This is a genomic window from Vreelandella sp. 162(4c), from assembly GCF_058152265.1.
The window spans coordinates 2122816-2148838 of record NZ_CM176981.1 but is presented as its reverse complement, the minus strand read 5'-3'; the positions used below and the strand labels follow the sequence as shown (position 1 = coordinate 2148838).

General features: G+C 56.0%; 23 protein-coding genes and 2 tRNA genes. 23 read left to right on the top strand and 2 right to left on the bottom strand.

Features of this window, described 5'->3' with window-relative positions; all coding sequences use genetic code 11:
- The first annotated feature begins 25 nt into the window (after nucleotides 1-25).
- Together carB and greA are read left to right on the top strand one after the other, a co-directional pair.
- Entirely contained in the window at nucleotides 26-3256 is a 3231-nt protein-coding gene (gene carB, locus AC4EYZ_RS09735; protein ID WP_400672733.1) for a carbamoyl-phosphate synthase large subunit, read from the top strand.
- Complete coding sequence (gene greA, locus AC4EYZ_RS09730) at nucleotides 3253-3729, top strand: transcription elongation factor GreA (RefSeq protein WP_009287920.1); 477 nt, start codon at nucleotides 3253-3255, stop codon at nucleotides 3727-3729. The genes carB and greA overlap by 4 nt, the downstream gene beginning before the upstream one ends.
- A gap of 88 nt (nucleotides 3730-3817) precedes the next feature.
- Here the strand turns inward: greA and yhbY are convergent, their stop codons facing one another.
- Nucleotides 3818-4144, bottom strand: coding sequence for a ribosome assembly RNA-binding protein YhbY (yhbY, locus tag AC4EYZ_RS09725; protein WP_022520713.1), 327 nt, complete (start codon nucleotides 4142-4144; stop codon nucleotides 3818-3820).
- 114 nt (nucleotides 4145-4258) lie between these two features.
- On the opposite strand from yhbY, the gene rlmE reads away from it, so the two are divergent.
- The 16 genes from rlmE to AC4EYZ_RS09645 all read left to right on the top strand — a co-directional run bounded on the left by rlmE (nucleotide 4259) and on the right by AC4EYZ_RS09645 (nucleotide 21680).
- A complete protein-coding gene (gene rlmE / locus AC4EYZ_RS09720) occupies nucleotides 4259-4906 on the top strand; it encodes a 23S rRNA (uridine(2552)-2'-O)-methyltransferase RlmE (protein ID WP_027958245.1) in 648 nt (215 codons plus the stop codon).
- Between the two features lie 255 nt (nucleotides 4907-5161).
- Nucleotides 5162-7177 (top strand): ATP-dependent zinc metalloprotease FtsH, encoded by a 2016-nt coding sequence (gene ftsH, locus AC4EYZ_RS09715; protein WP_022520711.1) that lies wholly within the window; start codon nucleotides 5162-5164, stop codon nucleotides 7175-7177.
- Nucleotides 7178-7279: 102 nt separating this feature from the next.
- Nucleotides 7280-8194 carry a dihydropteroate synthase gene (gene folP / locus AC4EYZ_RS09710; protein WP_022520710.1) on the top strand — a complete coding sequence of 305 codons (915 nt, stop codon included), beginning with the start codon at nucleotides 7280-7282 and terminating at the stop codon, nucleotides 8192-8194.
- A complete protein-coding gene (glmM, locus tag AC4EYZ_RS09705) occupies nucleotides 8191-9540 on the top strand; it encodes a phosphoglucosamine mutase (protein ID WP_022520709.1) in 1350 nt (449 codons plus the stop codon). The genes folP and glmM overlap by 4 nt, the downstream gene beginning before the upstream one ends.
- 121 nt (nucleotides 9541-9661) lie before the next feature.
- On the top strand, nucleotides 9662-10411 hold the full coding sequence (gene tpiA / locus AC4EYZ_RS09700) for a triose-phosphate isomerase (RefSeq protein WP_009287925.1): 750 nt from the start codon (nucleotides 9662-9664) through the stop codon (nucleotides 10409-10411).
- Nucleotides 10412-10415: 4 nt separating this feature from the next.
- Nucleotides 10416-10775 carry a preprotein translocase subunit SecG gene (gene secG / locus AC4EYZ_RS09695; protein WP_022520708.1) on the top strand — a complete coding sequence of 120 codons (360 nt, stop codon included), beginning with the start codon at nucleotides 10416-10418 and terminating at the stop codon, nucleotides 10773-10775.
- A gap of 29 nt (nucleotides 10776-10804) precedes the next feature.
- Nucleotides 10805-10891, top strand: a tRNA-Leu gene (locus tag AC4EYZ_RS09690).
- A gap of 160 nt (nucleotides 10892-11051) precedes the next feature.
- A tRNA-Met gene (locus AC4EYZ_RS09685) sits at nucleotides 11052-11128 on the top strand.
- A 375-nt stretch (nucleotides 11129-11503) separates the two neighbouring features.
- Nucleotides 11504-11965 (top strand): ribosome maturation factor RimP, encoded by a 462-nt coding sequence (gene rimP, locus AC4EYZ_RS09680; RefSeq protein WP_022520707.1) that lies wholly within the window; start codon nucleotides 11504-11506, stop codon nucleotides 11963-11965.
- A 72-nt stretch (nucleotides 11966-12037) separates the two neighbouring features.
- On the top strand, nucleotides 12038-13552 hold the full coding sequence (gene nusA, locus AC4EYZ_RS09675; protein ID WP_009287927.1) for a transcription termination factor NusA: 1515 nt from the start codon (nucleotides 12038-12040) through the stop codon (nucleotides 13550-13552).
- Nucleotides 13553-13579: 27 nt separating this feature from the next.
- Nucleotides 13580-16195 (top strand): translation initiation factor IF-2, encoded by a 2616-nt coding sequence (gene infB / locus AC4EYZ_RS09670; RefSeq protein WP_138801368.1) that lies wholly within the window; start codon nucleotides 13580-13582, stop codon nucleotides 16193-16195.
- Nucleotides 16196-16213: 18 nt separating this feature from the next.
- Nucleotides 16214-16663: a 30S ribosome-binding factor RbfA gene (rbfA, locus tag AC4EYZ_RS09665; RefSeq protein WP_027958247.1), complete on the top strand. Its 450-nt coding sequence runs from the start codon at nucleotides 16214-16216 to the stop codon at nucleotides 16661-16663.
- Complete coding sequence (gene truB, locus AC4EYZ_RS09660; RefSeq protein WP_009287928.1) at nucleotides 16663-17583, top strand: tRNA pseudouridine(55) synthase TruB; 921 nt, start codon at nucleotides 16663-16665, stop codon at nucleotides 17581-17583. The genes rbfA and truB overlap by 1 nt, the downstream gene beginning before the upstream one ends.
- Before the next feature lie 150 nt (nucleotides 17584-17733).
- Nucleotides 17734-18003, top strand: a complete 270-nt coding sequence (gene rpsO, locus AC4EYZ_RS09655; RefSeq protein WP_007111823.1) for a 30S ribosomal protein S15 — start codon at nucleotides 17734-17736, stop codon at nucleotides 18001-18003.
- Between the two features lie 164 nt (nucleotides 18004-18167).
- A complete protein-coding gene (gene pnp / locus AC4EYZ_RS09650) occupies nucleotides 18168-20336 on the top strand; it encodes a polyribonucleotide nucleotidyltransferase (protein WP_022520704.1) in 2169 nt (722 codons plus the stop codon).
- Between the two features lie 174 nt (nucleotides 20337-20510).
- On the top strand, nucleotides 20511-21680 hold the full coding sequence (locus AC4EYZ_RS09645; protein ID WP_138801366.1) for an MFS transporter: 1170 nt from the start codon (nucleotides 20511-20513) through the stop codon (nucleotides 21678-21680).
- A gap of 30 nt (nucleotides 21681-21710) precedes the next feature.
- On the opposite strand, the gene AC4EYZ_RS09640 is transcribed toward AC4EYZ_RS09645, so the two are convergent.
- A complete protein-coding gene (locus AC4EYZ_RS09640; RefSeq protein ID WP_027958251.1) occupies nucleotides 21711-22586 on the bottom strand; it encodes a LysR substrate-binding domain-containing protein in 876 nt (291 codons plus the stop codon).
- Nucleotides 22587-22759: 173 nt separating this feature from the next.
- Between AC4EYZ_RS09640 and AC4EYZ_RS09635 the strand changes: the two genes are divergently transcribed.
- The 5 genes from AC4EYZ_RS09635 to AC4EYZ_RS09615 are packed head-to-tail and all read left to right on the top strand — an operon-like array spanning nucleotide 22760 to nucleotide 25969.
- The gene (locus tag AC4EYZ_RS09635) at nucleotides 22760-23683 is read left to right on the top strand and encodes an aminotransferase class IV (RefSeq protein WP_414121540.1); all 924 of its coding nucleotides are present in this window, start codon (nucleotides 22760-22762) and stop codon (nucleotides 23681-23683) included.
- Nucleotides 23676-24632, top strand: coding sequence for an alpha/beta hydrolase family protein (locus AC4EYZ_RS09630; protein WP_039860012.1), 957 nt, complete (start codon nucleotides 23676-23678; stop codon nucleotides 24630-24632). Before AC4EYZ_RS09635 ends, AC4EYZ_RS09630 begins: the two co-directional genes overlap by 8 nt.
- Nucleotides 24622-25206 carry an RBBP9/YdeN family alpha/beta hydrolase gene (locus tag AC4EYZ_RS09625; RefSeq protein ID WP_474192971.1) on the top strand — a complete coding sequence of 195 codons (585 nt, stop codon included), beginning with the start codon at nucleotides 24622-24624 and terminating at the stop codon, nucleotides 25204-25206. Before AC4EYZ_RS09630 ends, AC4EYZ_RS09625 begins: the two co-directional genes overlap by 11 nt.
- Nucleotides 25203-25421, top strand: coding sequence for a hypothetical protein (locus AC4EYZ_RS09620; RefSeq protein ID WP_474192972.1), 219 nt, complete (start codon nucleotides 25203-25205; stop codon nucleotides 25419-25421). Before AC4EYZ_RS09625 ends, AC4EYZ_RS09620 begins: the two co-directional genes overlap by 4 nt.
- Nucleotides 25418-25969: a 2'-5' RNA ligase family protein gene (locus tag AC4EYZ_RS09615; RefSeq protein ID WP_474192973.1), complete on the top strand. Its 552-nt coding sequence runs from the start codon at nucleotides 25418-25420 to the stop codon at nucleotides 25967-25969. The genes AC4EYZ_RS09620 and AC4EYZ_RS09615 overlap by 4 nt, the downstream gene beginning before the upstream one ends.
- Nucleotides 25970-26023 lie beyond the last annotated feature (54 nt).

The following is a 26023-nucleotide window of genomic DNA, read 5'->3' as shown; positions in this document are numbered from 1 at the left end:
GTCACCATTTTTTGCGGGAACCGTTATGCCTAAGCGTACCGACATCAACAGTATCTTGATCATTGGCGCTGGCCCGATTGTGATCGGCCAGGCCTGCGAATTCGACTACTCCGGCGCCCAGGCGTGTAAAGCGCTGCGCGAGGAGGGTTACCGGGTTATTTTGGTTAACTCCAACCCTGCCACCATCATGACTGACCCGGCCATGGCCGATGCCACCTACATCGAGCCGATTACCTGGCAGGCGGTGGAGAAGATCATCGAAGCCGAGCGCCCTGATGCCATTCTGCCGACCATGGGTGGCCAGACGGCGCTGAATTGCGCCCTCGAGCTTGAAAAGCATGGCGTGCTGGAGAAGTTCGGCGTCGAGATGATCGGTGCCAACGCCGATGCGATTAACATGGCCGAAGACCGTGATCTGTTCGATCAGGCCATGAAGCGCATTGGCTTGGAGTGCCCGAAAGCGAAAGTCGCCCACACCATGGATGAAGCCTGGGAGATTCAGGCTGAACTGGGTTTCCCGACCATTATTCGCCCTTCCTACACCATGGGCGGCTCCGGCGGCGGCGTGGCGTACAACAAGGAAGAGTTCGAAGAAATCTGTACCCGTGGTTTTGAGCTTTCCAATAACCACGAGCTGCTCATCGATGAGTCGCTGCTGGGGTGGAAAGAGTACGAGATGGAAGTTGTGCGTGATAAAAACGACAACTGCATCATCGTCTGCGCGATTGAGAACTTCGACCCCATGGGCGTGCACACCGGCGACTCCATCACCGTGGCGCCGGCGCAAACGCTGACCGATAAAGAGTATCAGATCATGCGTGACGCCAGCCTCGCGGTACTGCGCGAGATTGGCGTAGAGACCGGTGGCTCTAACGTCCAGTTTGGTATGGATCCCAAAACCGGCCGTTTGGTAGTTATCGAGATGAACCCGCGGGTGTCACGCTCTTCAGCGCTGGCCTCAAAGGCGACCGGTTTCCCGATTGCTAAAATCGCCGCGAAATTGGCGATTGGCTATACCCTGGACGAGCTACAGAACGATATTACCGGTGGTCAAACGCCGGCATCGTTCGAGCCGTCTATCGATTACGTGGTCACCAAAATTCCGCGCTTCACCTTCGAGAAGTTCCCCCAGGCCAACGATCGCCTAACGACGCAGATGAAGTCGGTGGGTGAGGTGATGGCGATTGGGCGTACTTTCCAGGAGTCGCTGCAGAAAGCCCTGCGTGGCCTGGAAACCGGTAACGATGGTCTCGATCCGATCATTACCGATTTCACGCCGGACAACATGGCAATTATCCAGGGCGAGCTGCAGGCCGCCGGCGCAGAGCGTATTTTCTACGTGGCGGACGCCATGCGTTCCGGCATGAGCGTCGATGACGTCTTTGCCCTGACCAATATCGACCCTTGGTTCCTGGTGCAGTTGGAAGATTTGGTGCTGACTGAAAACGCCGTCGCCAAACGTACGCTGGCTGACTTCTCTGCCCGTGAGCTCTATCAGCTCAAGCGCAAAGGTTTCGGCGATGCACGCCTGGCCAAATTGCTGAATGTCAGCGAAAAAGAGTTCCGTCAAACCCGCCAGGCCGCCGGCATTCGCCCGGTTTATAAGCGTGTCGATACCTGTGCCGCGGAGTTCGCCTCTGATACCGCCTATATGTACTCCACTTACGAAGAAGAGTGCGAGGCGGATGTCTCTGACCGTCAGAAGATCATGGTATTGGGCGGTGGCCCTAACCGGATCGGTCAGGGCATCGAGTTTGATTACTGCTGCGTTCACGCCGCCTTCGCCATGCGCGACGATGGCTATGAAACCATCATGGTCAACTGCAACCCGGAAACCGTCTCGACCGATTACGACACCTCTGATCGTCTCTACTTCGAGCCGGTAACGCTGGAAGACGTGCTGGAAATCGCCGATAAAGAGAAGCCGGTAGGCGTGATCGTCCAGTTCGGTGGTCAGACGCCGCTGAAACTGGCCCGTGAGCTAGAAGCTGCCGGTGTGCCGATCATTGGTACCACGCCGGATGCTATCGACCGCGCAGAAGACCGTGAACGCTTCCAGGTGATGATCGACAAGCTGGGCCTGAAGCAGCCGCCCAACGCGACCGCACGCAGCTTTGCCGAAGCCTTCGATAAAGCCGAAGCGATTGGTTACCCGCTGGTAGTTCGCCCCAGCTACGTATTGGGTGGCCGGGCGATGGAGATCGTCTACGACGCCTCCGAGCTTGAAAACTACATGACCCATGCGGTGAAGGTCTCAAACGACTCCCCGGTACTGCTGGATCACTTCCTGAGTGCTGCGATCGAGATCGATATCGATGCGGTGTCGGATGGCCAGCAGGTGGTGATCGGCGGCATCATGCAGCACGTAGAGCAAGCGGGCGTTCACTCCGGCGACTCTGCCTGCGCGCTGCCGCCTTACTCGCTGCCTGCGGATGTGCAGGACGAGATGCGCCATCAGGTGAAGCAGATGGCGGTTGAGCTGGGCGTTAAAGGCTTAATGAACGTGCAGTTGGCCTGGCAGGATGGCGAGATCTATGTGATCGAGGTGAATCCCCGCGCTTCGCGTACGGTGCCCTTTGTGTCCAAGTGCATTGGCACCTCGCTGGCGCAGATTGCGGCCCGCTGCATGGCCGGTAAAACCCTGGCTGAGCAGGGCTTTGAGCAGGAGATCGTGCCGCACTTCTATAGTGTTAAAGAGGCGGTTTTCCCGTTCAATAAATTCCCCGGTGTCGACCCGATTCTGTCGCCGGAAATGAAGTCCACCGGCGAAGTGATGGGCTCTGGCGACACCTTTGCAGAAGCCTTCTTCAAGGCGCAGTTGGGGGCAGGTGAGGCCATTCCTGGACTTACCGGTGAGCGCAAGGCATTCCTTTCCGTGCGCGAACCGGACAAGGCGGGGATTATCGAAGTGGGGCGTTCTCTGTTAGCATTAGGCTTTACGCTATGTGCTACACGGGGAACAGCGGCTGCTTTTGAAGCTGCCGGGCTTGCCGTGGAACACGTCAATAAAGTCTACGAAGGCCGTCCCCATATCGTCGATCTGCTTAAGAACGACGAAATCGCCTACATTGTGAACACTACTGAAGGTCGTCAGGCTATTAACGACTCTTCGGTCATTCGCCGTACTGCTCTCTCGCGCAAGGTGCCCTATGCGACCACCTTGGCGGGCGCTAATGCTGTTTGCATGGCGCTTGAGTACGGTAGGGAGATTACGGTGCGGCGCCTTCAGGATCTGCATGCAGGAGCAAGTCAATGAACAAGGTCCCGATGACAGTTGCGGGAGAAAGAAGCCTTCGTGAAGAGCTCGACCACCTTAAAAGCGAAGCTCGTCCGCAGGTGATCGCGGCCATCGCCGAAGCGCGTGAACACGGTGATCTTAAAGAGAACGCCGAGTATCACGCCGCTCGCGAGCAGCAGGGGTTTATCGAAGGGCGAATTCAGGAGATCGAAAGTAAGCTCTCTGTCGCTCAAGTGATTGACGTCACCAAGCTGCCGAAAACTGGCAAAGTGATTTTCGGCGTAACCGTATCGCTAATGAATCTGGATACTGATGCGGAAGTCACTTACCGTATCGTCGGCGAAGATGAGGCGGATATTAAGTCTGGCCGTATCTCGGTTACCTCACCGATTGCCCGTGCCCTGATCGGCAAAGAAGAGGGTGATGTCGTGGTGGTCAAAACACCCGGCGGTGACGTGGAGTACGAAGTAGGTAGCGTCGAACACGTATGACAAAAAACGCCCCTTCGATTGACTCTGGAGTCAGTTGAAGGGGCGCTTTCGTACGGCGACTCTCTATTGCACGCGTTGAATTTAACGCTTAATGGCGGCCGTGGTGGTTCTCAAAGCGGGTAACGTTAGAAAGCTTCGGGTTCACCTGCGGATTTCTACGATAGAGCAGCGCCATTTTGCCAATGGTTTGCACCAAGTCGGCACGGCTGTTGGCGATCAGTTCGGCTATCATGGCAGCACGATCATCCCGCTCAGGAAGGGCAAGTTTCACTTTGATCAGTTCGTGATCAGTGAGTGCGCGGTTGAGTTCTGCGAGCAAATTTTCGGAGACGCCGTTCTCAGAAACGGTGACCACTGGGTTAAGATGGTGGCCAATGCTACGAAATGCTTTCTTTTGTGCCTGTGACAAGCTCATGGTATCTTGCGGTATCCCGGTTAGCGCTTAACGCTCCATCTTACGGTGAAACGTCACCGAGTGAAAGCGATCGCGTGAATGCGCCCATCTCTTATTCCAGTGTTAGACTCCCACATGCAGCAAAAGCCCCCGAACCGAAAACATTCCGTTAGCAAGACCAGCAATAACTGGAAGAAGGAGCATTTTGACGACCAGTACGTGAAGCAGAGCTGGCAAGATGGCTACCGTTCCCGTGCCAGCTATAAGCTGATTGAGTTGGATGAAAAAGATAAACTGCTGCGTCCCGGTATGACGGTGATTGATCTGGGCGCCGCCCCCGGCGGGTGGAGTCAAATTGCAGCGGAAAGGGTAGGGCCTGAAGGTGTGGTGATTGCCTCTGATATTCTGGAGATGGATGCACTGGCCGGGGTGGATTTTATCCAAGGTGATTTCACTGAAGAGGCGGTGCTGGAGGCGATACTAAAATGCCTGGATAATCGCCGTGTAGACCTTGTGATGTCGGATATGGCCCCCAATATGAGTGGTATGGCGGCGATTGATCAGCCCCAGGCGATGTATTTAGTGGAGCTAGCGTTAGAACTTGCCCGCGAAACGTTGTCACCTGGTGGCCGGTTTTTAGCTAAAGTATTCCAGGGGGAAGGGTTTGACGCCTATTTGAAAGAATTGCGCGGCAGCTTTAACAAGGTAGTAACCCGTAAGCCAGACGCCTCCCGGGCGCGTTCCCGTGAAGTCTATTTTCTGGCCGAAGGGTTTCGCGGGTGACTCTCCTTAACATGAGAGGCTGCCCGTGTGGTTCATAGCCAAGATTTATCAGCGCGATTGCCAGACAGGCAAGCGCAACGTGTGTCACATTAGTCGCCATAAGTGCGCGTGACACAGATGGCCCGAGGCATAAGACGCTTTGGCAATGGTTGAACGCTTGATGCTGATGTAATGTCGTATTACTAAGCTTATTGGTAAAAGACTTTATGAAGCACCAGGGTTTAACTGACGGATTCTTGTAATGAGGGTAGCCCCTTGAATGATATGGCGAAGAACCTGATTCTGTGGTTGGTCATCGCGGCCGTCCTACTGACAGTGTTCAACAATTTCAGTACGGAAAGCGCACCGCAAAACACAAACTATTCCCAGTTTGTGCAGCAGGTGCAAAATCAGCAGGTACGTAGCGTAACGATTGATGGTTACACCATCAGCGGTGAGCGCACGGACGGCACTCAGTTCCAGACCATCCGCCCAGCAGCGGAAGATCCAAAGCTGATGGACGACCTGTTGAGCAACAATGTGACGGTGGTGGGCAAAGAGCCAGAGCAGCAAAGTATCTGGACGCGGCTACTGATCGCCAGCTTCCCGATTCTGCTGATTTTGGGCATCTTTATGTTCTTCATGCGCCAAATGCAGGGCGGAGCCGGTGGCGGTAAAGGCGGCCCGATGAGCTTTGGTAAATCGAAGGCCAAACTGCTCTCTCAAGATCAGATCAAAACCACCTTTGCCGATGTGGCAGGCTGTGATGAAGCCAAGGAGGAAGTAGAAGAGCTGGTCGACTTCCTGCGTGACCCAACCAAATTCCAGCGCCTGGGCGGTATGATTCCCCGCGGCGTGCTGATGGTAGGGCCCCCGGGTACCGGTAAAACGCTGCTGGCGAAGTCCATTGCGGGCGAAGCCAAAGTGCCGTTCTTCTCTATTTCGGGTTCTGACTTCGTTGAAATGTTTGTCGGTGTCGGTGCATCGCGTGTGCGCGACATGTTCGAGCAGGCCAAAAAGCAGGCGCCGTGCATTATCTTTATCGATGAGATTGACGCCGTGGGCCGTTCACGTGGCACCGGTATGGGTGGCGGTAACGACGAGCGCGAGCAGACGTTGAATCAACTGCTGGTCGAGATGGATGGCTTTGAAGCCAACGAAGGCATCATCGTTATTGCTGCGACCAACCGTCCTGACGTACTTGACCCTGCGTTAATGCGCCCAGGCCGCTTTGACCGTCAGGTAACGGTCGGCTTGCCGGATATCCGTGGCCGTGAGCATATTCTGGGCGTTCACCTACGTAAAGTGCCGCTGGGTGATGACGTAAAACCGCAGCTGATCGCACGTGGTACGCCTGGTTTCTCTGGTGCGGATTTGGCCAACCTAGTCAACGAAGCCGCTCTGTTTGCCGCGCGCCGCAATAAGCGCCTGGTCAGCATGGAAGAGCTTGAGCTCGCGAAGGATAAGATCATGATGGGCGCTGAGCGCAAATCGATGGTCATGACCGACAAAGAGAAGCTCAATACCGCTTACCATGAGTCGGGTCACGCCATTATCGGTCTGGTCGTGCCTTCCCATGATCCGGTCTATAAGGTAACGATTATTCCCCGTGGCCGTGCGCTGGGTGTCACCATGTTCCTGCCGGAAGAGGATCGCTACAGCCTCTCCCGTCAGCAAATTCTGGGGCAGATCTGCTCGCTGTTTGGTGGCCGTATTGCCGAAGAAATGACGTTAGGCCCGAATGGTGTAACGACCGGCGCCTCAAACGACATCAAGCGTGCTACTGAGCTGGCCCATAACATGGTTGCCAAGTGGGGCTTGTCGGACGAAATGGGCCCGATCATGTACGACGAGGATGAGTCGCATCAGTTCCTCGGCGGCCCGGGTCAGGGTGGTGGCAAGATGAAGTCTGGTGACACCACCACGCGCCTTGATAAGGAAGTCCGCAAAATCATCGACGGTTGCTACGAGCAGGCACGCCAAATCCTGACCGATAATCGCGATAAGCTGGACGCCATGGCCGAGGCCTTGATGAAGTACGAGACCATTGATGCCACGCAGTTGAAGGACATCATGGAAGGTCGTGAGCCGCGCCCGCCGGAAGGTTGGGATGACGGTGACTCATCCGGTGGCGGTACGCCTGTCAACGATGACAAGCCGCAAGCGAAGGCTGAAGACGATGCTTCTTCAAACGCTTCTGGAGGCGATGCGTCCGGTGGTGACAGTGAAGAAGATGACGACGGGCCGCGTCGCCGTCCCTCAGACCCGCTAGGTGGCCCTGCAGGCTCATAAGCCAGCACTGCCGTATGAGCCAAAGGCGCCCCGTCATGGGGCGCCTTTTTTGATATGCTGTATACATAACAGCAATGTTTCATTTCTTGATCAGGCTGCAGCATGAAATCAATTCTGGACACGTCCTCTTCACGAAACGCAGAAAATGCTCTCCAACTGCGTTGCGGGCGCCATCTGTTGGATCTCTCCTTTCCCAGGGTAATGGGTATTCTTAATGTGACCCCGGACTCTTTTTCTGACGGTGGCCAGCACGTGGCATTGGATGACGCTTTGCGCCACGCTGAGCGGATGCTGGCCGAAGGGGCGGCGATGATAGATGTGGGCGGCGAATCGACCCGCCCTGGGGCTACCCCCGTCAGCCCCCAGGAGGAGCTAGACCGGGTGGCGCCAGTGGTGGAAGTCCTGGTACGCGAGCTGGATGCGTTGGTGTCGGTGGATACCAGTTGCCCGACGGTTATACGCGAGGCGAGCGAACTGGGCGCTGGTATGATTAATGATGTGCGTGCGTTAGAGCGCGAGGGAGCCCTGCTGGCCGCGGTGGGTAGCGGGCTGCCCGTCTGTTTGATGCACCGCCAGGGCGAGCCGCAGGATATGCAGCAGTCGCCCACTTATCAGCGCCCGATTGAAGAAGAGGTGGCGGATTATTTGGCCCGTCGGATTGCTGAGTGCGAGGCGGCCGGTCTGCGCCGCAATCGTCTATTGGTTGACCCTGGTTTTGGCTTCGGCAAAACCGTCGAACACAATCTACGCTTACTCAAATACATGGAGTCTCTGCAATCGCTGGAGCTCCCGCTGCTAGTGGGTATGTCACGCAAAAGTATGATTGGAAAAGTGTTGGGTCGACCAGTGGAGGAGCGTCTCTCCGGTGGTTTGGCGCTCGCTGCCATGGCGGTTGAGCGAGGGGCAAATATTTTGCGCGTGCATGACGTGGCTGCAACGGTCGATGCAGTCAATATGGCGTGGGCGGTACTACAAGAAGGCTGCGAGCCGCCGCTAAATAAGGAGTTTGACGCATGACAAGGCGCTATTTTGGGACGGATGGTATTCGCGGCACGGTGGGTAAATCACCGATTACCGCTGATTTTATGCTCAAGCTGGGCTGGGCGGCGGGTCAGGTGCTGCGCCGTGATAAAGGTCGAACGCGGGTACTGATCGGCAAAGATACCCGGATCTCTGGCTATATGTTTGAATCCGCCCTAGAGGCGGGGCTCTCGGCAGCGGGTGTCGATGTATCACTGCTGGGGCCAATGCCCACGCCGGGTATTGCCTATTTAACGCGCACCTTCCGTGCCGATGCAGGCATCGTCATTTCGGCATCGCACAACCCCTTTGATGATAACGGCATCAAGTTCTTCTCCGCTGAGGGCAAGAAGCTTCCCGATGACACGGAAGATCGTATCGAAGCGATGCTGGAAGCGCCGCTGACCACGGCCGAGGCCGCGCAGCTGGGTAAGGCAACGCGTATCGACGACGCCGCAGGCCGTTACATCGAGTTCTGTAAATCGACCTTGCCTGACCGGCTTAGCCTGCACGGCCTTAAAATCGTCTTAGACTGTGCTCACGGTGCCACTTACCATATCGCACCCAATGTGTTCCGCGAGCTGGGGGCTGATGTCACCACCATTGGCTCTGCGCCTGACGGGTTAAACATTAACCAGCAGGTGGGCTCAACGCACCCCGCGGCTCTACGCGCTGCCGTTATTCAGCAAAATGCGGATTTGGGGATCGCCTTTGATGGCGATGGCGACCGCGTGCTGCTGGTAGATGGCGACGGGCGGGAAGTCGACGGCGACGATATTCTCTATCTGATTGCCCGAGATCGCCACGAGCGTGGCTTGCTTCAAGGCGGCGTGGTGGGCACCCTGATGTCAAACTTTGGCCTGTCGATGGCGCTGGATAAGCTGGGAATCCCCTTTGAGCGCGCAAAGGTGGGTGACCGCTTTGTGATGGAGCGTATGGCCGCCAATGGTTGGGAGCTGGGCGGTGAGTCGTCGGGGCATATTGTGTGCGCCCACGTGCAGACCACCGGCGACGGCATTGTCTCCGCGTTGCAGGTATTGGCGCTGATGATGCGCGAGCAAAAAAGCCTCCCGACACTGTTAAAAGAGTTGGAGAAAGTGCCCCAGGCGCTGGTTAATGTACGTTTGCCCGCTCATGCCAGCGCCAAAGAGGTGATGGCATCTGCGCCGCTTCAGCAGGCAGTGGCTGCGTTAGAGCATGAGTTAGGTGATGAGGGGCGAGTGTTGCTACGTCCCTCAGGTACTGAGCCGCTTATTCGAGTAATGGTGGAAGGACGTGCCCATTTAGATGTCGATCAATTGGCGCATAGCTTGGCCGATCAGGTTCAGGCGCTACTTAATTAAATGTGTTCAGCTAACCGGTTCGGTAAACTGGTTTGGTAAACCCAGCTTGTGGTTATAACAGCGGTTGTCTTGACAAGGCCGCTCCTATACCATTTCGCTCCACCTTGAGTGAGGAGAGTCGATGCGTACGCCTTTAATCGCCGGTAACTGGAAAATGAACGGTTCCGTGGCGTTAATCAATGAATTCGGCCAGGCCTTCTCCGCCGCCGTATCGCCAACGAGCGTGGATGTCGTTATCATTCCGCCGTTCCCCTATTTGGATGCGGCGCGCCACGCGTTTGAAGGTACGGTGCTTTCATTGGGCGCGCAAACGTTGAACCCTATTCACTCTGGGGCGCATACCGGCGAAGTAAGTGGTCGCATGCTAAAAGAGTTTGCGGTCTCTTACGTATTGGTGGGGCACTCTGAACGACGTCAGCTCTACAAAGAGAGCGATGAACAGATCTTTGCACGCCTGCTAGCAGCATTGAGCGTGGATATCACGCCGATCCTCTGTGTGGGTGAGTCCCTGGAGGAGCGCGACGCAGGGCGCACGATGGATGTGGTGCTTCGTCAAGTGGGCTATGTAATGTCCCGCTTAGAGCCCGACCAGCGTAAGCAGGTCGTGATTGCCTATGAGCCTGTTTGGGCCATTGGCACTGGGCGCACGGCAACGCCTGAGCAAGCCCAGGACGTTATGGCAGGCATCCGTGCCTACCAGGCGGGTTTCGATAAGGGCCTCGCCGAGCAACTGCGTTTGCTTTACGGCGGCAGTATGAACGCAAGCAATGCGGCTGAGCTGCTTGCTCAGCCAGATATCGACGGCGGTCTAGTGGGCGGAGCCTCACTCAAGATCGATGATTTTTATGCCATTTGTCAGTCAGCAGGATAACGCCATGCAAGTTGCAATTCTTATGATTCATGTGGTGATTGCGGTCGCCCTGGTGGTACTCATTCTGCTTCAGCAGGGTAAAGGTGCCGAAGCCGGTGCCGCTTTCGGAGGCGGTGCATCACAAACGGTATTTGGTTCGCGGGGCAGTGGTAACTTCCTGTCGCGCACAACGGCTATTTTGGCGGCGGGTTTCTTCGTCACCTCAATGGCGCTAGCTTACTTTGCCACCCAGGCGGGCCAGGCACCGGAAGCAGGTATTCCCGATTCGCGCTTGATCGAGCAGCAGCAAAGCGTCCCGACGCTTGACGACAGGCCTGCGGACGTGGATAATACCGCGCCAGTGCTAGAGGAAAGCAGCGAGTAAGCAGCTGCTGTTTTTTAGCCTCCCCTGATGCCGAAGTGGTGGAATTGGTAGACACGCTATCTTGAGGGGGTAGTGACCGTATGGTCGTGCGGGTTCAAGTCCCGCCTTCGGCACCATCTGTTTTGCTGGCACGCCAGCTTCCCAGAACGTTTCTTTTGTTACCAGAATGCCCATTGGCACCTGAGGCGAAAAAGACAGCTTTAAGTAAGTGGTTCTTGAAGCAAGTAGTTCTTGACGTAAGTGGCTTTAGTGTCTATTATCGTCGACCTAGATTGATGCGGGGTGGAGCAGTCTGGTAGCTCGTCGGGCTCATAACCCGAAGGTCATCGGTTCAAATCCGGTCCCCGCTACCATTTTCTAGTAGCATGTTCTAGATTGTTATTTTTAAGACGTATTGGAAATAACGGTCATTTCAGGTACAGCCTGTTACATGTTGCTAAGACGGTACTGGAAGTAGTACTTAAGAAATGGTACACAAGGTTTCTTTCAAAAAGCCCCTTCCAGTGAAGGGGCTTTTTGTTAGCAGCTTTTGGCTAGCAAGCGCGCCTGGTCGCTGTTTTATTGGCGCCCCCGCTTTGTTAGCCAGAATATCGTTAGCACGAATATCTTAATAGCGGATGTCGTCCGGAAAACCGGAGACACATTCCCAAGTAACGCCAATCAGCCACCTAGCTTTTCTAATAACTCCTGGCCAGGTGCCTGATGCAACGGCTATAGGAGCTTTGTCTGTGGCCACTAAACACGCTGCGCTTCACGCGCTGATCGAACCTGTTGTTGCTGCCATGGGCTTTGAGCTATGGGGCATCGACCATCTTTCCCAGGGCAAAAATTCGCGGCTGGTGATCTATATCGAGCGCGAGAGTGGTGTCAGCGTGGAAGACTGCGCAGATATTAGCCGCCAAGTCAGTGCCGTTATGGATGTAGAAGACCCCATTCCCGGTGAGTACCGGTTGGAAGTCTCCTCGCCAGGCATGGCACGTCCCTTGTATTCCCTGGATCAGTTTACCCGCTTTCAAGGTCATCACGTCGCGCTGAAACTGCGCACTGCCTTTGACGGGCGGCGCAAGTATCAAGGGCTTTTGGTCGGTGTTGAGGGGGATGAAGTACTGCTACAACTGGATGGCGAAGAGTACTGCTTTCCAATTGAGAGTATTGATTCTGCTCACATTGTACCGCAGTTCGACGATTGACCGGGTGGCGGCGCTGCCGGCAGGCTGCCGGGGTGATGCACATAAGGATAGGTTTTCTGGCGAGGCATACGCATGAGTAAAGAAATTTTAATGGTCGTTGACGCGATCTCCAATGAGAAGGGCGTCCCACGTGATGTCATCTTCGAGGCGGTAGAAGCCGCTCTTGCGAGCGCGTCACGCAAGCGTTTTGAAAGAGAAGAAGCCAATGTGCGCGTGCATATTGACCGCCGCACTGGTGAATACGAAACCTTCCGCACCTGGACCGTTGTGGAAGATGACGAATTCGAAACGCCAGATTATGAAATTAAAGAGAGCATCGCCGAGCAGCGCGATCCGCCGCTGAAATTAGGCGATGTGGTCGAAAAAAGCATCGAAAATGCGTCGTTTGGTCGTATTGCTGCACAAACCGCCAAACAGGTGATCGTACAGAAAGTACGCGAAGCCGAGCGGGCCGAAGTCGTGCGCCAATATGCCGATCGCGAAGGTGAACTGGTTGCGGGCATCGTTAAAAAGACCACACGTGATGGCCTGATCATTGATTTGGGCGAAAACGCTGAGGCGTTTTTGCCGCGCAATGAAATGATTCACGGCGAGCGTTACCGCATGAACGAGCGGGTGCGCGCCCTGTTGGTCAAAGTGGATCCCGATGCACGCGGTGCCCAGCTTCAGCTATCGCGGACGTGCCCCGAGCTGATCATCGAGCTGTTCAAAATTGAAGTGCCAGAGATCGCAGAGCAGTTGATTGAGATCAAAGGTGCTGCGCGTGACCCCGGCTCACGGGCCAAAATTGCGGTAAAAACCAATGATCGCCGCATCGACCCGGTCGGTGCCTGTGTGGGTATGCGCGGTTCGCGCGTTCAAGCGGTCTCTTCGGAGCTGCAAAACGAACGTGTTGATATCGTGCTGTGGGATGACAATCCCGCCCAATTGGTGATTAACGCCATGGCACCTGCCGATGTTGGGTCTATCCTTGTGGACGAGGACGCCCACGCAATGGACGTGGCCGTGGCGCAGGATAACCTTGCTCAGGCGATTGGTCGGAGCGGTCAGAACGTGCGTTTGGCTTCTGAACTTACCGGCTGGCGCATTAATGTCATGACCGAAGAGGAAGCGGAGTCTAAGCGCGATCAAGAGATTGATAGCCTGGTGGACTCTTTTATCCAGCACCTCGATGTGGATGAAGATGTCGCTCGCCTGTTGGTGGATGAGGGGTTCACTACCCTGGAAGAAGTCGCCTACGTGCCGATGGAAGAGATGCTCGAAATCGAAGAGTTCGATGAAGATTTAGTCGAAGCGCTTCGTGCACGTGCGAAAGACGAGCTGCTGACGATGGCAATTGCCACGGAAGAAGCGCTAGACGGTGCCCAGCCAGCAGCAGATCTGCTGGAGATGGATGGCATGGAGCGCCACCTGGCCTTCATTCTGGCCAGTCGCGGCATCGTTACCATGGAAGATCTCGCCGAGCAGTCTGTCGACGATCTGGTCGATATCGAGGAGTTGGACGAAGCGCGCGCAGCGGCACTGATCATGACTGCCCGTGCGCCCTGGTTTGAAGTCGATGACGCATCGGATTCGAACACACAGTAAACAGGTCACGGGCTGAGGAGGGTCAATATGTCAGATATGACAGTTAAAGATTTCGCAGGAAAGGTGGGCCGTGATGTGCCTCGCCTACTAGAGCAAATGAAAGAAGCGGGTTTGAAGCACGCTTCTGAAAGCGATGCTGTGTCTGAAGAAGATAAGCAGAAGCTACTGAGTTTCTTGAAGAAGAGCCACGGCGGTAGCGACACCCCTGAAGCGGGCAAAAACCGCATCACGCTGACGCGCAAAACCCGTAGCCGTATCAATACCGGCGAGCGCGGCAAAACCATTGAAGTGCAGGTACGTAAGAAAAAGACCTACGTCAAAAGCGCTGAAGATGAGAAGCCGAAAGCGCCGGAGCCTAGCTATACTGGCCCGCGCCAGCTAGTGGGCGATATGGCGGAAGCCGAAGCTGAGCGCAAAGTGTCTGATGCGCGTGAAGCCGAAGAAAAAGCCGCTGCTAAGAAAGCCCGCGCTGCACAGGTAGCGGAAGCCACCGCGCGTAGCAATAAAGAAGCTGAAGCGACGGCGCAAAGTAACACGGCGCGTAGCAATAAAGAGTCTAAAGCCAAGCCGAAAGCGCCTGCGGCAGCCAAAGCACCGGCTACGCCAGACATTCCTGTGCCGAATCTTGAAATCGACGATACGCCGTCCGGTGACGATATGCCGCCAGCGCCGCCGAAAGAGGGCCGCACTGACCGTCGTACCGCTCCGCCCAAGAAGACGGCGGCGAAGAACAAAGGTCGCCGTGACGATGAAGATCGTGGTGATCGCGAAGAGCGCAAGCGCGGCGGCGGTAAGAAGGTAAAACGTGCCGAACAGCGTCGCGGTGGTCGCCGTGGTGGCAACCAGACCGGCAATGGCAAGCACGCTTTCCAGAAGCCGACTCAGCCGATCGTGCGTGAAGTATCGATCCCTGAATCGATCAGCGTGGCGGAATTGGCCGATAAGATGTCGATCAAGGCCAATGAAGTGATCAAGGCCATGTTTAACATGGGCGCGGCGGTTACCATCAACCAAACCATCGATCAGGATACGGCTGCGATCGTGGTGGAAGAGATGGGCCATACACCGAAGCTGGTTAAAGATGACGCGCTGGAAACGGAAATGCTCGAAGGCATCTCCTATGAAGGCGAAGAGATCACGCGTTCACCCGTTGTTACGGTGATGGGCCACGTTGACCACGGTAAAACCTCGCTGCTGGATTACATCCGTAAAGCGAAAGTGGCGACCGGTGAAGCCGGTGGTATTACCCAGCATATCGGTGCCTACCATGTGGAAGATAACCACGGTGGCGTGACCTTCCTGGATACCCCAGGCCACGCGGCGTTTACCGCCATGCGTGCCCGTGGTGCCAAGGCGACAGATGTGGTTATTCTGGTTGTGGCTGCCGACGATGGCGTGATGCCTCAGACGATTGAGGCGATTGAACACTCCAAAGCCGCTGAAGTGCCCATGGTGGTAGCGGTCAACAAGATCGATAAAGATGGTATCGATCTTGATCGCATCAAGAATGAGCTTTCGCAGCACGGCGTGATCTCCGAAGAGTGGGGCGGTGATACTCAGTTTGTTCACGTTTCCGCCAAGACCGGTGAAGGTATTGAAGAACTGTTGGAAGCAATCCAACTGGTCTCTGAAGTGCTTGAGCTTAAAGCCGTTCCTTCTGCGCCGGGTAAAGGCGTGGTGGTTGAATCGCGCCTTGATAAAGGTCGTGGTCCAGTCGCTACCGTACTGGTTCAGAACGGTACGCTGAAAAAGGGCGATATCGTCCTGGCTGGCCTGCACTACGGTCGTGTACGTGCGCTGACCAACGAACTTGCCCAGCAAGTCGATGCGGTTGGCCCGGCCATGCCGGTAGAGATTCAAGGCTTGGGCGGTACGCCGGATGCCGGTGATGACTTTATGGTCGTTGCAGACGAGAAGAAAGCCCGCGAAGTGGCTAACTTCCGTCAAGGCAAATACCGCGAAGTGCGCCTGGCGCGTCAGCAGAAGGCCAAGCTGGAGAACATGTTCAGCCAGATGGGCCAAGACGAAGTGGCCAAGGTCAACATCGTCCTCAAAGCCGACGTTCAAGGTTCTCTGGAAGCGATCAAAGGCGCCCTGGAAGAGCTCTCCACCGGTGAAGTTGAAGTCGCCGTGGTCTCTTCGGGTGTCGGTGGTATCACCGGTACCGATGCCAACCTGGCGCTTGCGTCGGAAGCCATCGTAGTCGGCTTTAACGTCCGTGCTGACGCCGCTGCCCGCGAGATCGTTGAGCGCGAAGGCCTGGATCTGCGTTACTACAGCGTTATTTACCAGCTGATCGACGAGGTCAAACAGGCGATGAGCGGTATGCTCGCACCTGAGTGGAAAGAAGAAATCGTCGGTATTGCCGAAGTGCGTGATGTCTTCCGTGCGCCGAAGATTGGTGCCATCGCCGGCTGTATGGTGGTTGAAGGCAGCGTGCATCGTAATAAGAAGATCCGCGTGTTGCGTGATGACGTGGTGATCTACGAAGGCGAGCTCGAATCGCTGCGCCGCTTCAAAGACGATGTGCAGGAAGTGCGCAACGGCATGGAGTGTGGCATCGGCGTGAAGAACTACAACGATGTCCAAGTCGGCGATAAGATCGAAGTCTTCGACCAAGTGAAGGTCGAGCGTAGCCTGTAAGGTTGCGAGGAGCTAAACATGCGCGAATTTAAGCGTACCGACCGGGTAGCCGACCAGCTCCAAAAGGAGCTGGCGGTGCTGATCCAACGAGAAGTGAAAGACCCGCGTTTGGGCATGGTCACGGTTAGCGGTGTCACCGTTAGCCGTGACCTTGGCTACTCCGACGTCTACGTCACTCTGTTGGGTGAGCAAGAGCCCGAGCGTATTAAAGAGAATCTGCAGGTGCTTAAGCGTGCTGCTGGTTTTCTAAGAAGCCAGATTGCCAAGCGCATCAAGCTACGTCACGTACCGGAGCTGCGTTTTCATTTCGATGAGAGCGTGGTGCGCGGTCAGCAGCTTTCTTCATTGATTGATGAAGCGGTGACGACGGATCGTGCACGCTATCAAAACGATGATGACGATTATCAAGACGCTGGCCAAGACAGTGACCCAGACGGCGACGCCCAGCAAAGTGAGGAAACTCGCTAGTGGCGCGTCAACGTCGAGGTTTGCCCGTTAATGGCGTACTGCTGCTGGATAAGCCCAAGGGCGTTTCCAGCAACCATGCGCTGCAGCGTGTACGTCGGCTGTTCCAGGCTCAAAAAGCCGGGCACACCGGCACGCTAGACCCGATGGCAACCGGCTTATTGCCGATTTGCCTAGGCGAAGCGACCAAGTTTTCATCGCACTTGCTGGAAGCCGACAAGGTGTATCGCACCCGGGTAGAGCTAGGGGTGATCACCGATACCGGCGATGCGGAAGGCACGATTATTGAGCAGCATGAGGTTCCCAGCCTAAGCGTCGATGACGTGGAAGCTGTGCTCACCCGTTTTCGCGGTGAGATTGACCAAGTGCCGCCGATGTATTCGGCTCTCAAGCATCAGGGCAAAAAACTTTACGAGCTGGCCCGGGAAGGCAAGCAGGTAGAGCGTGCAGCCCGGCGCGTAAGCGTGTATGATGCGCGCCTGCTATCGTTTGAAGGCACTGCTTTTGAGCTGGAAGTAAGCTGCAGTAAAGGCACTTACATCCGCACGTTAGCCGAAGATATTGGCCAAGCGCTTGGCTGTGGTGCGCACATCAGTCAACTAAGGAGGCTCAAAACGGGGCCCTTTTTAGCCGACGCGATGTGGACGCTAGAGGCCTTGGAAGCATTGGCCGACCAAGCGGCACTGGAAGCTGAGCTCATGCCCGTGGATGTGTTGGTGGATCATTTACCGTTACTGACGGTAGACGACACCGCCCATTCTCGTTTGGCCCATGGTCAGCCCGCTGCTCTCGAAACCGGCGCATTAGCCGCGGACGAAGTAGCCCGACTTTATTACGCCGAGACGTTTATCGGCCTTGGCGTAGTGAAAGGTGCTCAGGAAGTGGCACCTAAGCGACTGTTAAGTACTGTCGCTATCTCGTAAACAGCGTTGCAAGGAGGCGACCGTCTACGTGAAAATTGCAAGATCCGACGTGCACGTCGAAACGTGTACGTAGAAAATAGTAGCTTGAGACTGCAAATATGCGTGGTCTCACCCATTCATTTTTAGGCATATTGCTTACTGGAGAGACAGATGGCTTTAACCGCTGAGAAGAAGGCCGAGATCGTCACTGAATACGGCCGCGGCGATAACGATACCGGTTCCCCTGAAGTGCAGGTTGCACTGCTGAGCGCCAACATCAATGGCCTGCAGGATCACTTCAAGACCAACAAACAGGATCACCACTCTCGTCGTGGTCTGATCCGCATGGTTAACCAGCGTCGTAAGTTGCTGGACTACCTAAAGCGTAAAGATTTCGAACGCTATCAGTCCCTGATTCAGCGTCTGGGTCTGCGTCGTTAAGCGTTAACGGCAACGATTAGAAACGGGCAGCTCCTTGTGAGCTGCCCGTTTTTTTATGTTTCGTGTTTACGGCAAGTAGGGAACTGGTAGCCCTATCGCGCTCCAGCGCCTAGAATGGTAACGAGTCAAAACGACCTAAACGAATAGACAAGTAGATATTGATAATGCTGAAGGAAGTCGCTGTGAATCCGGTAAAGAAAACGTTCCAGTACGGTCGTAGCACCGTCACGCTCGAAACCGGGCGTATTGCTCGCCAAGCTACCGGCGCTGTCATGGTTACCATGGATGACACCGTCGTGCTGTGTACCGTTGTCGCTCGCAAAGAGGCAAACCCGAGCCAACCCTTTTTCCCTCTCTCGGTACACTACCAAGAGAAAACCTACGCAGTGGGCAAGATTCCTGGCGGCTTCTTCAAGCGCGAAGGTCGTCCCACTGAAAAAGAGACGCTGACCTCGCGTCTGATTGATCGCCCAATCCGTCCGCTGTTCCCTAAAGGCTTTATGAACGAAGTGCAGGTCGTCTGTACCGTTCTCTCCACCGACCGTAACCACGATCCGGATATTGCCGCACTGCTGGGTACTTCCGCAGCGCTGAGCATCTCTGGCGTGCCGTTTAGTGGCCCGATTGGCGCAGCCCGCGTTGGTTTTAACGAAGAGAAAGGCTACTTCCTCAACCCAACGGTTGAAGAACTGGCCACCTCTGAGCTCGACATGGTCGTCGCCGGTACTGAAAAAGCCGTGCTGATGGTTGAGTCTGAAGCCAAAGAGCTGCTCGAAGACGAAATGCTGGGAGCCGTTCTGTTCGGTCACCAGGAAATGCAGGTCGCGATCAGTGCCATTAACGAACTGGTTGCTGAAGCGGGCAAGCCGCGCTGGGAGTGGCAGGCCGCCGAAGAGAACCAGGCGCTCAAAGCCGCCATGGCCGATGCGTTTGAAGCTAAAGTGGGCGATGCTTACCGCATCACCGACAAAATGCAGCGCCAGGATGCATTGGCTGAGTTGAAAGACCAGGCGATTGAACAACTGGCAGCCGATGAAGGCGAACCGGTTAACGACAAGTTCAGTAAAGATGACGTCAAAGGTGCCTTTGCTAGCCTGGAAAAACGCGTTGTGCGTTCACGGGTGGTAAAAGGTGAGCCGCGTATTGACGGTCGTGACAATCAAACCGTTCGTCCGCTGGCTATCGAAGTCGGTGTGCTGCCGAAAGCTCACGGTTCTGCGATCTTTACGCGTGGTGAGACCCAGGCGATTGCCGTGGCAACGTTGGGCACGCTGCGTGATTCACAGCTAATCGAATCACTGGAAGGTGAGCGTAAAGACCGCTTTATGCTGCACTACAACTTCCCTCCCTACTCGGTGGGTGAAGCTGGCTTTATGGGTGGCCCGAAGCGTCGCGAAATCGGCCATGGCCGCTTAGCACGTCGTGGCGTGCAGGCAATGCTGCCGTCAGAAGATGTCTTCCCCTACACCATTCGTGTGGTGTCTGAAATTACCGAGTCTAACGGTTCCAGCTCCATGGCCTCTGTATGTGGCTCTTCGCTGGCCCTGATGGACGCAGGCGTGCCGTTAAAAGCACCGGTCGCCGGTATTGCCATGGGCTTGGTAAAAGACCCGGACGGTTTTGCGGTATTGACCGATATCCTGGGTGACGAAGATCACCTCGGCGATATGGACTTTAAAGTTGCCGGTTCCGAAGAGGGCGTCACCGCCCTGCAGATGGACATCAAGATCGAAGGCATCAACGAAGAGATTATGGAGCTCGCGCTGCAGCAAGCACTGACCGCGCGACTGAGTATTCTCGAGCAAATGAATGTCGTGATCAGCCAGAGCCGTAGCGATGTCTCCGACAACGCGCCGTCCATGGCAACGATCAAAATCGATCCGGACAAGATCCGTGACGTTATCGGTAAAGGTGGCGCAACCATTCGCAAAATCTGCGAAGACACCGGCGCCTCTATTGATCTCGACGACGATGGCACCGTGCGTATTTACGCGGAAGATAAAGCCGCCGCCAAGCGCGCCATCGACACCGTACTGGCGATTACCGCTGAAGCGGAAATCGGCAAGCTGTATCACGGCAAGGTCGTGCGTATTGCTGACTTCGGTGCGTTCGTTAACATCATGCCCGGCACCGATGGCCTGGTTCACATCTCGCAAATCGTTGCCGAGCGGGTTAACAACGTGCGCGACTTCTTGAACGAAGGCGATGACGTGGTCGTTAAGGTGCTGGATATCGACAACCGCAACCGCGTGAAGCTGTCGATGAAAGAGATCAGCGAAGAAGAGAAAGCCGCTTTTACCGCGGAAGCAGCGGAAACCGAAGCGGCGATTTAAATCGCTAGCTAGGTTTCTGAGACCGCCCTCGTAGCCTCTGGCTACGGGGGCTTTGTTTTTGCTAGGTACTGTTTTTGCTAGGTACTGTTTTTGCTAAGTACTTTTTTGCTAGATAGTGTTTTGTGGTTAGGTATCGCTTTGTTCGCCGGGATTTAGACAGTCAGGGAGCAGCAGATGGAGCAGCAACAAGCGCCGCGTTGGTGGGCGGTGGTGGCCGTGATGATCGGCATTTTTTTACTGGTGACCGCAGAGCAGCTGCCGATTGGGTTGCTTTCCCAGGTGGCATCTAGCATGGGCGTTACCCCCGGCATGGCGGGCTTAATGGTCACCGTGCCCGGCGTGGTCGCTGCCTTTTCAGCCCCGCTGCTGCCGGTAGCGGTGGGGCGCTTGGACAGGCGCATTATGCTCACGGCATTGATGGCCGTAATGGTGGCCGGGAGTGTGCTATCGGCATTGGCCAGCAGCTTTATCCTGTTGCTTGCCGCCCGCGTGCTTGTGGGGCTTAGTATTGGTGGCTTTTGGGCGGTGGCGGGCAGCATTGCCCCACGCCTAGTGCCAGAGGCTCAGGTGCCAAAAGCGATGACGATGATTTTTGGTGGTGTCGCGGCGGCCTCGGTGCTGGGTGTGCCACTGGGCACGCTGCTGGGGGATCTAAGCAACTGGCGGGTCGCCTTTGGGGCGCTGGGAGGGCTAAGCCTGTTAACGGCAGCTGCGCTGTGGTTTTGGCTACCGCCGCTACCACCGCGAGAACCTGTGCGTTTGCGGGTATTGGCGCAGCAGTTTAGCAATCGCGGTGTGCGAGTCGCGGTGTTAACCACCGCCTTTGTAGTGGTTGGCCACTTTGCCGCCTACACCTTTATTAGCCCCATCCTGCAAGAGATCAGCGGTATTTCCCAGCGCCATGTGAGCAGTCTGCTGCTGCTTTACGGGGCGGCAGGCATTGTGGGCAATATTGCGGCAGGCATGTTTGCCGGGCGCCACCCTTACCGCGCGGTGTTGGCGATTCCCAGCCTGCTGCTCATTGTGGTGGCTGTTTTCCCTCTGCTGGGTGTTCAGCCGAGCAGCGGTGTCATGTTGCTCATGATGTGGGGCGCGGTGTTTGGCAGCGTATCAGTCAGCATTCAAACCTGGATTATACGCACTGCACCCAATACCGAAGCCGCCACGGCGTTGATGGCGTTTACCTTCAATATGTCCATTGGCCTGGGTGCCATGCTAGGCGGGCGTATCGTCGATGGCACTAGCCTTCCCATTGCCATGTGGGCCGCATCCGGATTATTCCTGTTGGGGGCGCTGTTGGTCTGGCGAACACCGTCACGCATCGTGGGGGAGAAGCGTCGTTAAGTAAGCGATAAATAATGCGCAAGTATCTGGCTATGTTGGCTGCTCGCGCAGCCAACTACGCAAATTATCCAAACGGCGATCCTCGCGCAGTGCATCTGGGTAGACTAACCAGAAACCAACGTCTGCGTTGACTGGATGTTCGAATACCGACGTTAGCCGGCCCAATCGCACGGCGCTATCGGCCAGCTCGCAGACCACTATCGATACACCCACCCCATCGGCGGCGGCCTGCAGGGTTAATCCTCCGGAATCCACCTGCGTGACCACAGCGGGTTTGAAGGGGCCGTCGGGAAGGCTCTCCATCCAGCGTTGCCATGTCAGGCAGTGGCGGGAGACAAACAGATTGGCCTGGCTGACACGGTCAAGGCGATCGCGATGGGAGCCGGTAGCAAAGCCTGGACGGGCATAAAGGTCGATGGTTGCTTCAAAGAGGAGATCGGCCTGTAATTCCGGCCAATTCCCGTTGCCGTACCAGATGCCCACATCGGCCACCCCCGCGGCAAGGTCTACCTCATCCTGCGTAGTGGATATCTCAAGCGAGAATCCACGCCGCTCGAAGGGATACAGGCTTAACCGTGGCGACAGCCAGTTGGTTGCAAAAGTAGGCAACATGTTGAGACGTAGCGGCCCGTCACGGCGTTTTTGGCGAAGTGAGTCAACCCCCTTGGCAATCTGCGTAAAGCCTTGTTGCAGGTAAGGTGTTAGCTTGTGTCCCGCGTCGGTAAGCTCAAGACGCGTTCCTGTTCGGCGCAGAAGCACGACGCCAAACAACTCCTCCAGTATGCGCAGTTGGTGACTGACGGCCGAAGGAGTGACCGAAAGCTCCATGGCCGCTTCCTTGATTGAAAGATGCCGCGCCGTCGCCTCAAAAGCGCGTAGAGCATTTAATGGCACAGGAATCCGCATAATCGCTACCCCCACCCTCGAAGGTTGATAAACAGATCATACAAGAAGCCGCGCTGACCACGCTGTAAAAATCGCTGAGCAAAACTCAGCCCAGTTTGAGATTTACTCACTCGTTTTTAAAACATACAGAGGACAGACTGACGATATCGATAATCTGCTACTGGGTGGGTGCCATGCTAAACGCTCTTGATGACCGAGATGGGTTGATCTGGCTCGATGGTGAGCTGCTTCCTTGGCGTGAGGCGCGCCTGCACGTGCTTAGCCATGCGTTACACATGGGGGGAGCGGTATTCGAAGGCATGCGTGCCTACGGGCGGCGTGTTTTTCTGGGTGACGCGCATTTGGAGCGTTTAGAGCGTTCCGCCGCACTACTGGACTATCGGCTGCCCTGGTCGCACCGCGAACTCAGCCAAGCGATTGACGCGGTGCTATGGGCCAATCAGCTAACCGATGCGTATATCCGCCCTATCGCCTGGCGTGGCGCGGATAGTGTGTCTATCGCGGCGCCTCAAGCACGTGTCCATGTGGCGATTGCCGCTTGGGATTGGCCTACGGCGGCGTCCCAGGGGCGGGCAGAGGTAGGTATTCGGCTGCAACTGGCCAACTGGCGACGCCCGCCCCCTAATACGGCGCCTACTGCCTCTAAGTGTTCTGGACTGTATATGATCGGCACGCTAGCCCGCCATGCGGCCATAGCAGTAGGCTGTGATGATGCGTTACTGCTCGATAGCGACGGCTTAGTCGCTGAAACGACAGCCACTAATCTGCTTTTGGTCAGTGATGGCGTACTGGTAACCCCACTGCCGACCTGTTTTCTTGATGGCATCACCAAGCGCCATGTGTTGGGTTTGGCACGTCAGAGAGGCCTGCCGGTAGAGGAGCGAGCGGTTACACTCGAGGAACTGCGTGCTGCAACCGAAGTGTTGACTGCCGGCACCTCGGTCGAGCTTCAGCCGGTGGTGGCATTGGTGGAAGATAAGGCGAAGACCGAATGGCCCGTGGGCCCTGTCACCCAGCAACTGATTGCGGACTTTCATGCTACGGTTACTGGGGCTAAGAACGGTATAGCTGCAAGGCGACAGAACATTGATGCCTGAGCCCGTCTATATCAGCGCGGCGGATAGTTATGCGCTGCGCGGGTGGGTATGGCGCCGACCTTGTGTTTCGTCGTCTCACCCTGGCCCCGTGGTGATCATTAACACCGCCACCTCGGTGCGCTGCCGCTATTACATGCCCTTTGCTGATTATTTGTATCAGCAAGGGTGGGACGTAGTGACCTACGACTACCGGGGAATCGGCGATTCGCGCCACCATTCGCTGCGCAAACTCAAGGCCGACTGGATCGACTGGGGGCAGCATGATTTTGAAGGCGTTCTACGCTACGTCGCCAGACGTTTTCCTGGTCAGCCTGTCGATGTGGTGGGTCACTCTGCGGGCGGTTTCGTGATTGGCTTTGCCCAGTCCGCCCATCGCGTGCGTCGCATCTTCACCATGGGCGCACAGTATGCCTACTGGCGGGACTACGCACCCGAGGCTCGGCGATCTATGTTCTTGCGTTGGCATCTAGCGATGCCACTGTTGGCACTTTTGGTCGGCTACGTACCCGCCAAGCGTCTGGGGTGGATGGAAGATACACCCAAAGGCGTAGCACTGGATTGGGCGCGAATGGGGCCGCGCTTTGAGCACAACGTGCGGCGTAAACGTGAAACACCTGAGGGTGAGCCCGAAGCTGAGATGCTGGTGCGGGGCTTCACGCGTGTGCAGGCACCGATTTTGGCGCTGGGCATCGATGATGACCCTTTCGGCACTCGTCCCGCGCTTGATCGCCTTCTAGAGTATTACAGTAGTAGCGAACGCTATCACCTGCGGCTAGCGCCAACTGCGGTGGGCCAGCCAAGCATCGGTCATTTCGCTTTTTTCCATAAGCGCTTTCGCGACGTGCTCTGGCCACTTGCCATGGAGTGGCTGCGCACCGGTAATCCGCCCACGACTTTTCCTGGCGAGCTGCGCTATCGACCGCGTAAGGAGACCTGCAATGACAACTAACAAGCCAGCGACCCAGATGCTATTTCTGCCCGGTCTCGGCAATTCTGATGCCGACCACTGGCAGTCACTATGGGGGCTAAAGCGGCCTAATAGCCTCCGTTTTCAGCCTGGCTCCTGGGATGAGCCGAATCTCAACGATTGGCTGCAGGCATTGGATACCGCCATTGATGAAGCTGAGGCACCGGTGTTGCTCGTTGCTCACAGTCTTGCGTGCCTGCTGGTGGCGCACTGGGTACAGGAGGTCACTATTAGCGATAAGAAGAGCAGCGATGAGAGAGCTCATCGATTGGCGCAGGTAAGCGGCGCGTTGCTGGTGGCAGTACCTGACCCTGGCGCAAAGGCTTTCCCACCCGAAGCGAGCGATTTCCGCAACGCTCCTGCTCGGCCTCTGCCATTTCCAGCGCTGGTTGTAGCCAGCAGTGACGACCCCTACGCGACGACGGACTATGCCCGGCAGCAGGCTGCGACATGGCAAGCCGACTTTGTTGACGTGGGCGCCTGCGGGCATATCAACGCCGCAAGTCAGTTGGGGGAGTGGCCTCAGGGGTGGGCGTTGTTGGAGGCATTAGCATGAGTTTTCATACGATGACAGCACGCGATGCACTGACTGCGCTCTGGTCACTGGGTGGTTTGCCGGCGGAGGCTTTGGACAAGATCACGTTGACCGGCCATGATCCCGTTTTCCCATCCTCGTTTGCTATTGGCGCCACCGCGGCGCTTGCTGCCTGCGAGCGGGGTATTCACGCTAACAGCCCTGCGGGCTGGTCTAACTGGACGATGTGCACATGACCCGAGTGGCACCGCAAGCGGCCTTGATCGTTCCTGTTCGCGAAGCCGAACCCGTGGTTGACGAGCTTCGTCAGCGCTATGACGCCACAGCGGCTATAGGCGTGCCCGCGCACATAACACTACTTTATCCCTTTGTATCACCTAACGAGATTGTCGAGAAAGATCTTCGCAAGCTTAAAGCGATTGCTAAACAAGCCACTGCTTTTGAGTTTTGGCTATCGGGTGTGGGCCGATTCACGGACACGGTGTATCTTCAGCCAAGCCCTAGCGCTCCTTTTATCTCGCTGATTAAAGCATTCGTCGATGCCTTCCCAGACTACCCACCCTACGGTGGTCTCCATACGGGCAGCATACTTCACCTCACCGTCGCCAGAGAGAGTGAGCCAGAGGCACTCGAACGAATAGAAGATGAGGTGCGTTTGTTGATGGCGAAACAGAGAGCGATTCAGTGTTACTGCAAAAATTTTGCGTTGATCGTGAATACTGAGGGGAGATGGGTGACTCAACAACGATTTTCTCTTGTCGCGTCAGAGGCCAATGGCGACTAGTGCCATTTAGCTCGGTAATGATGATGTTAGTAGAACAAGATAAAGAGGTTTGTG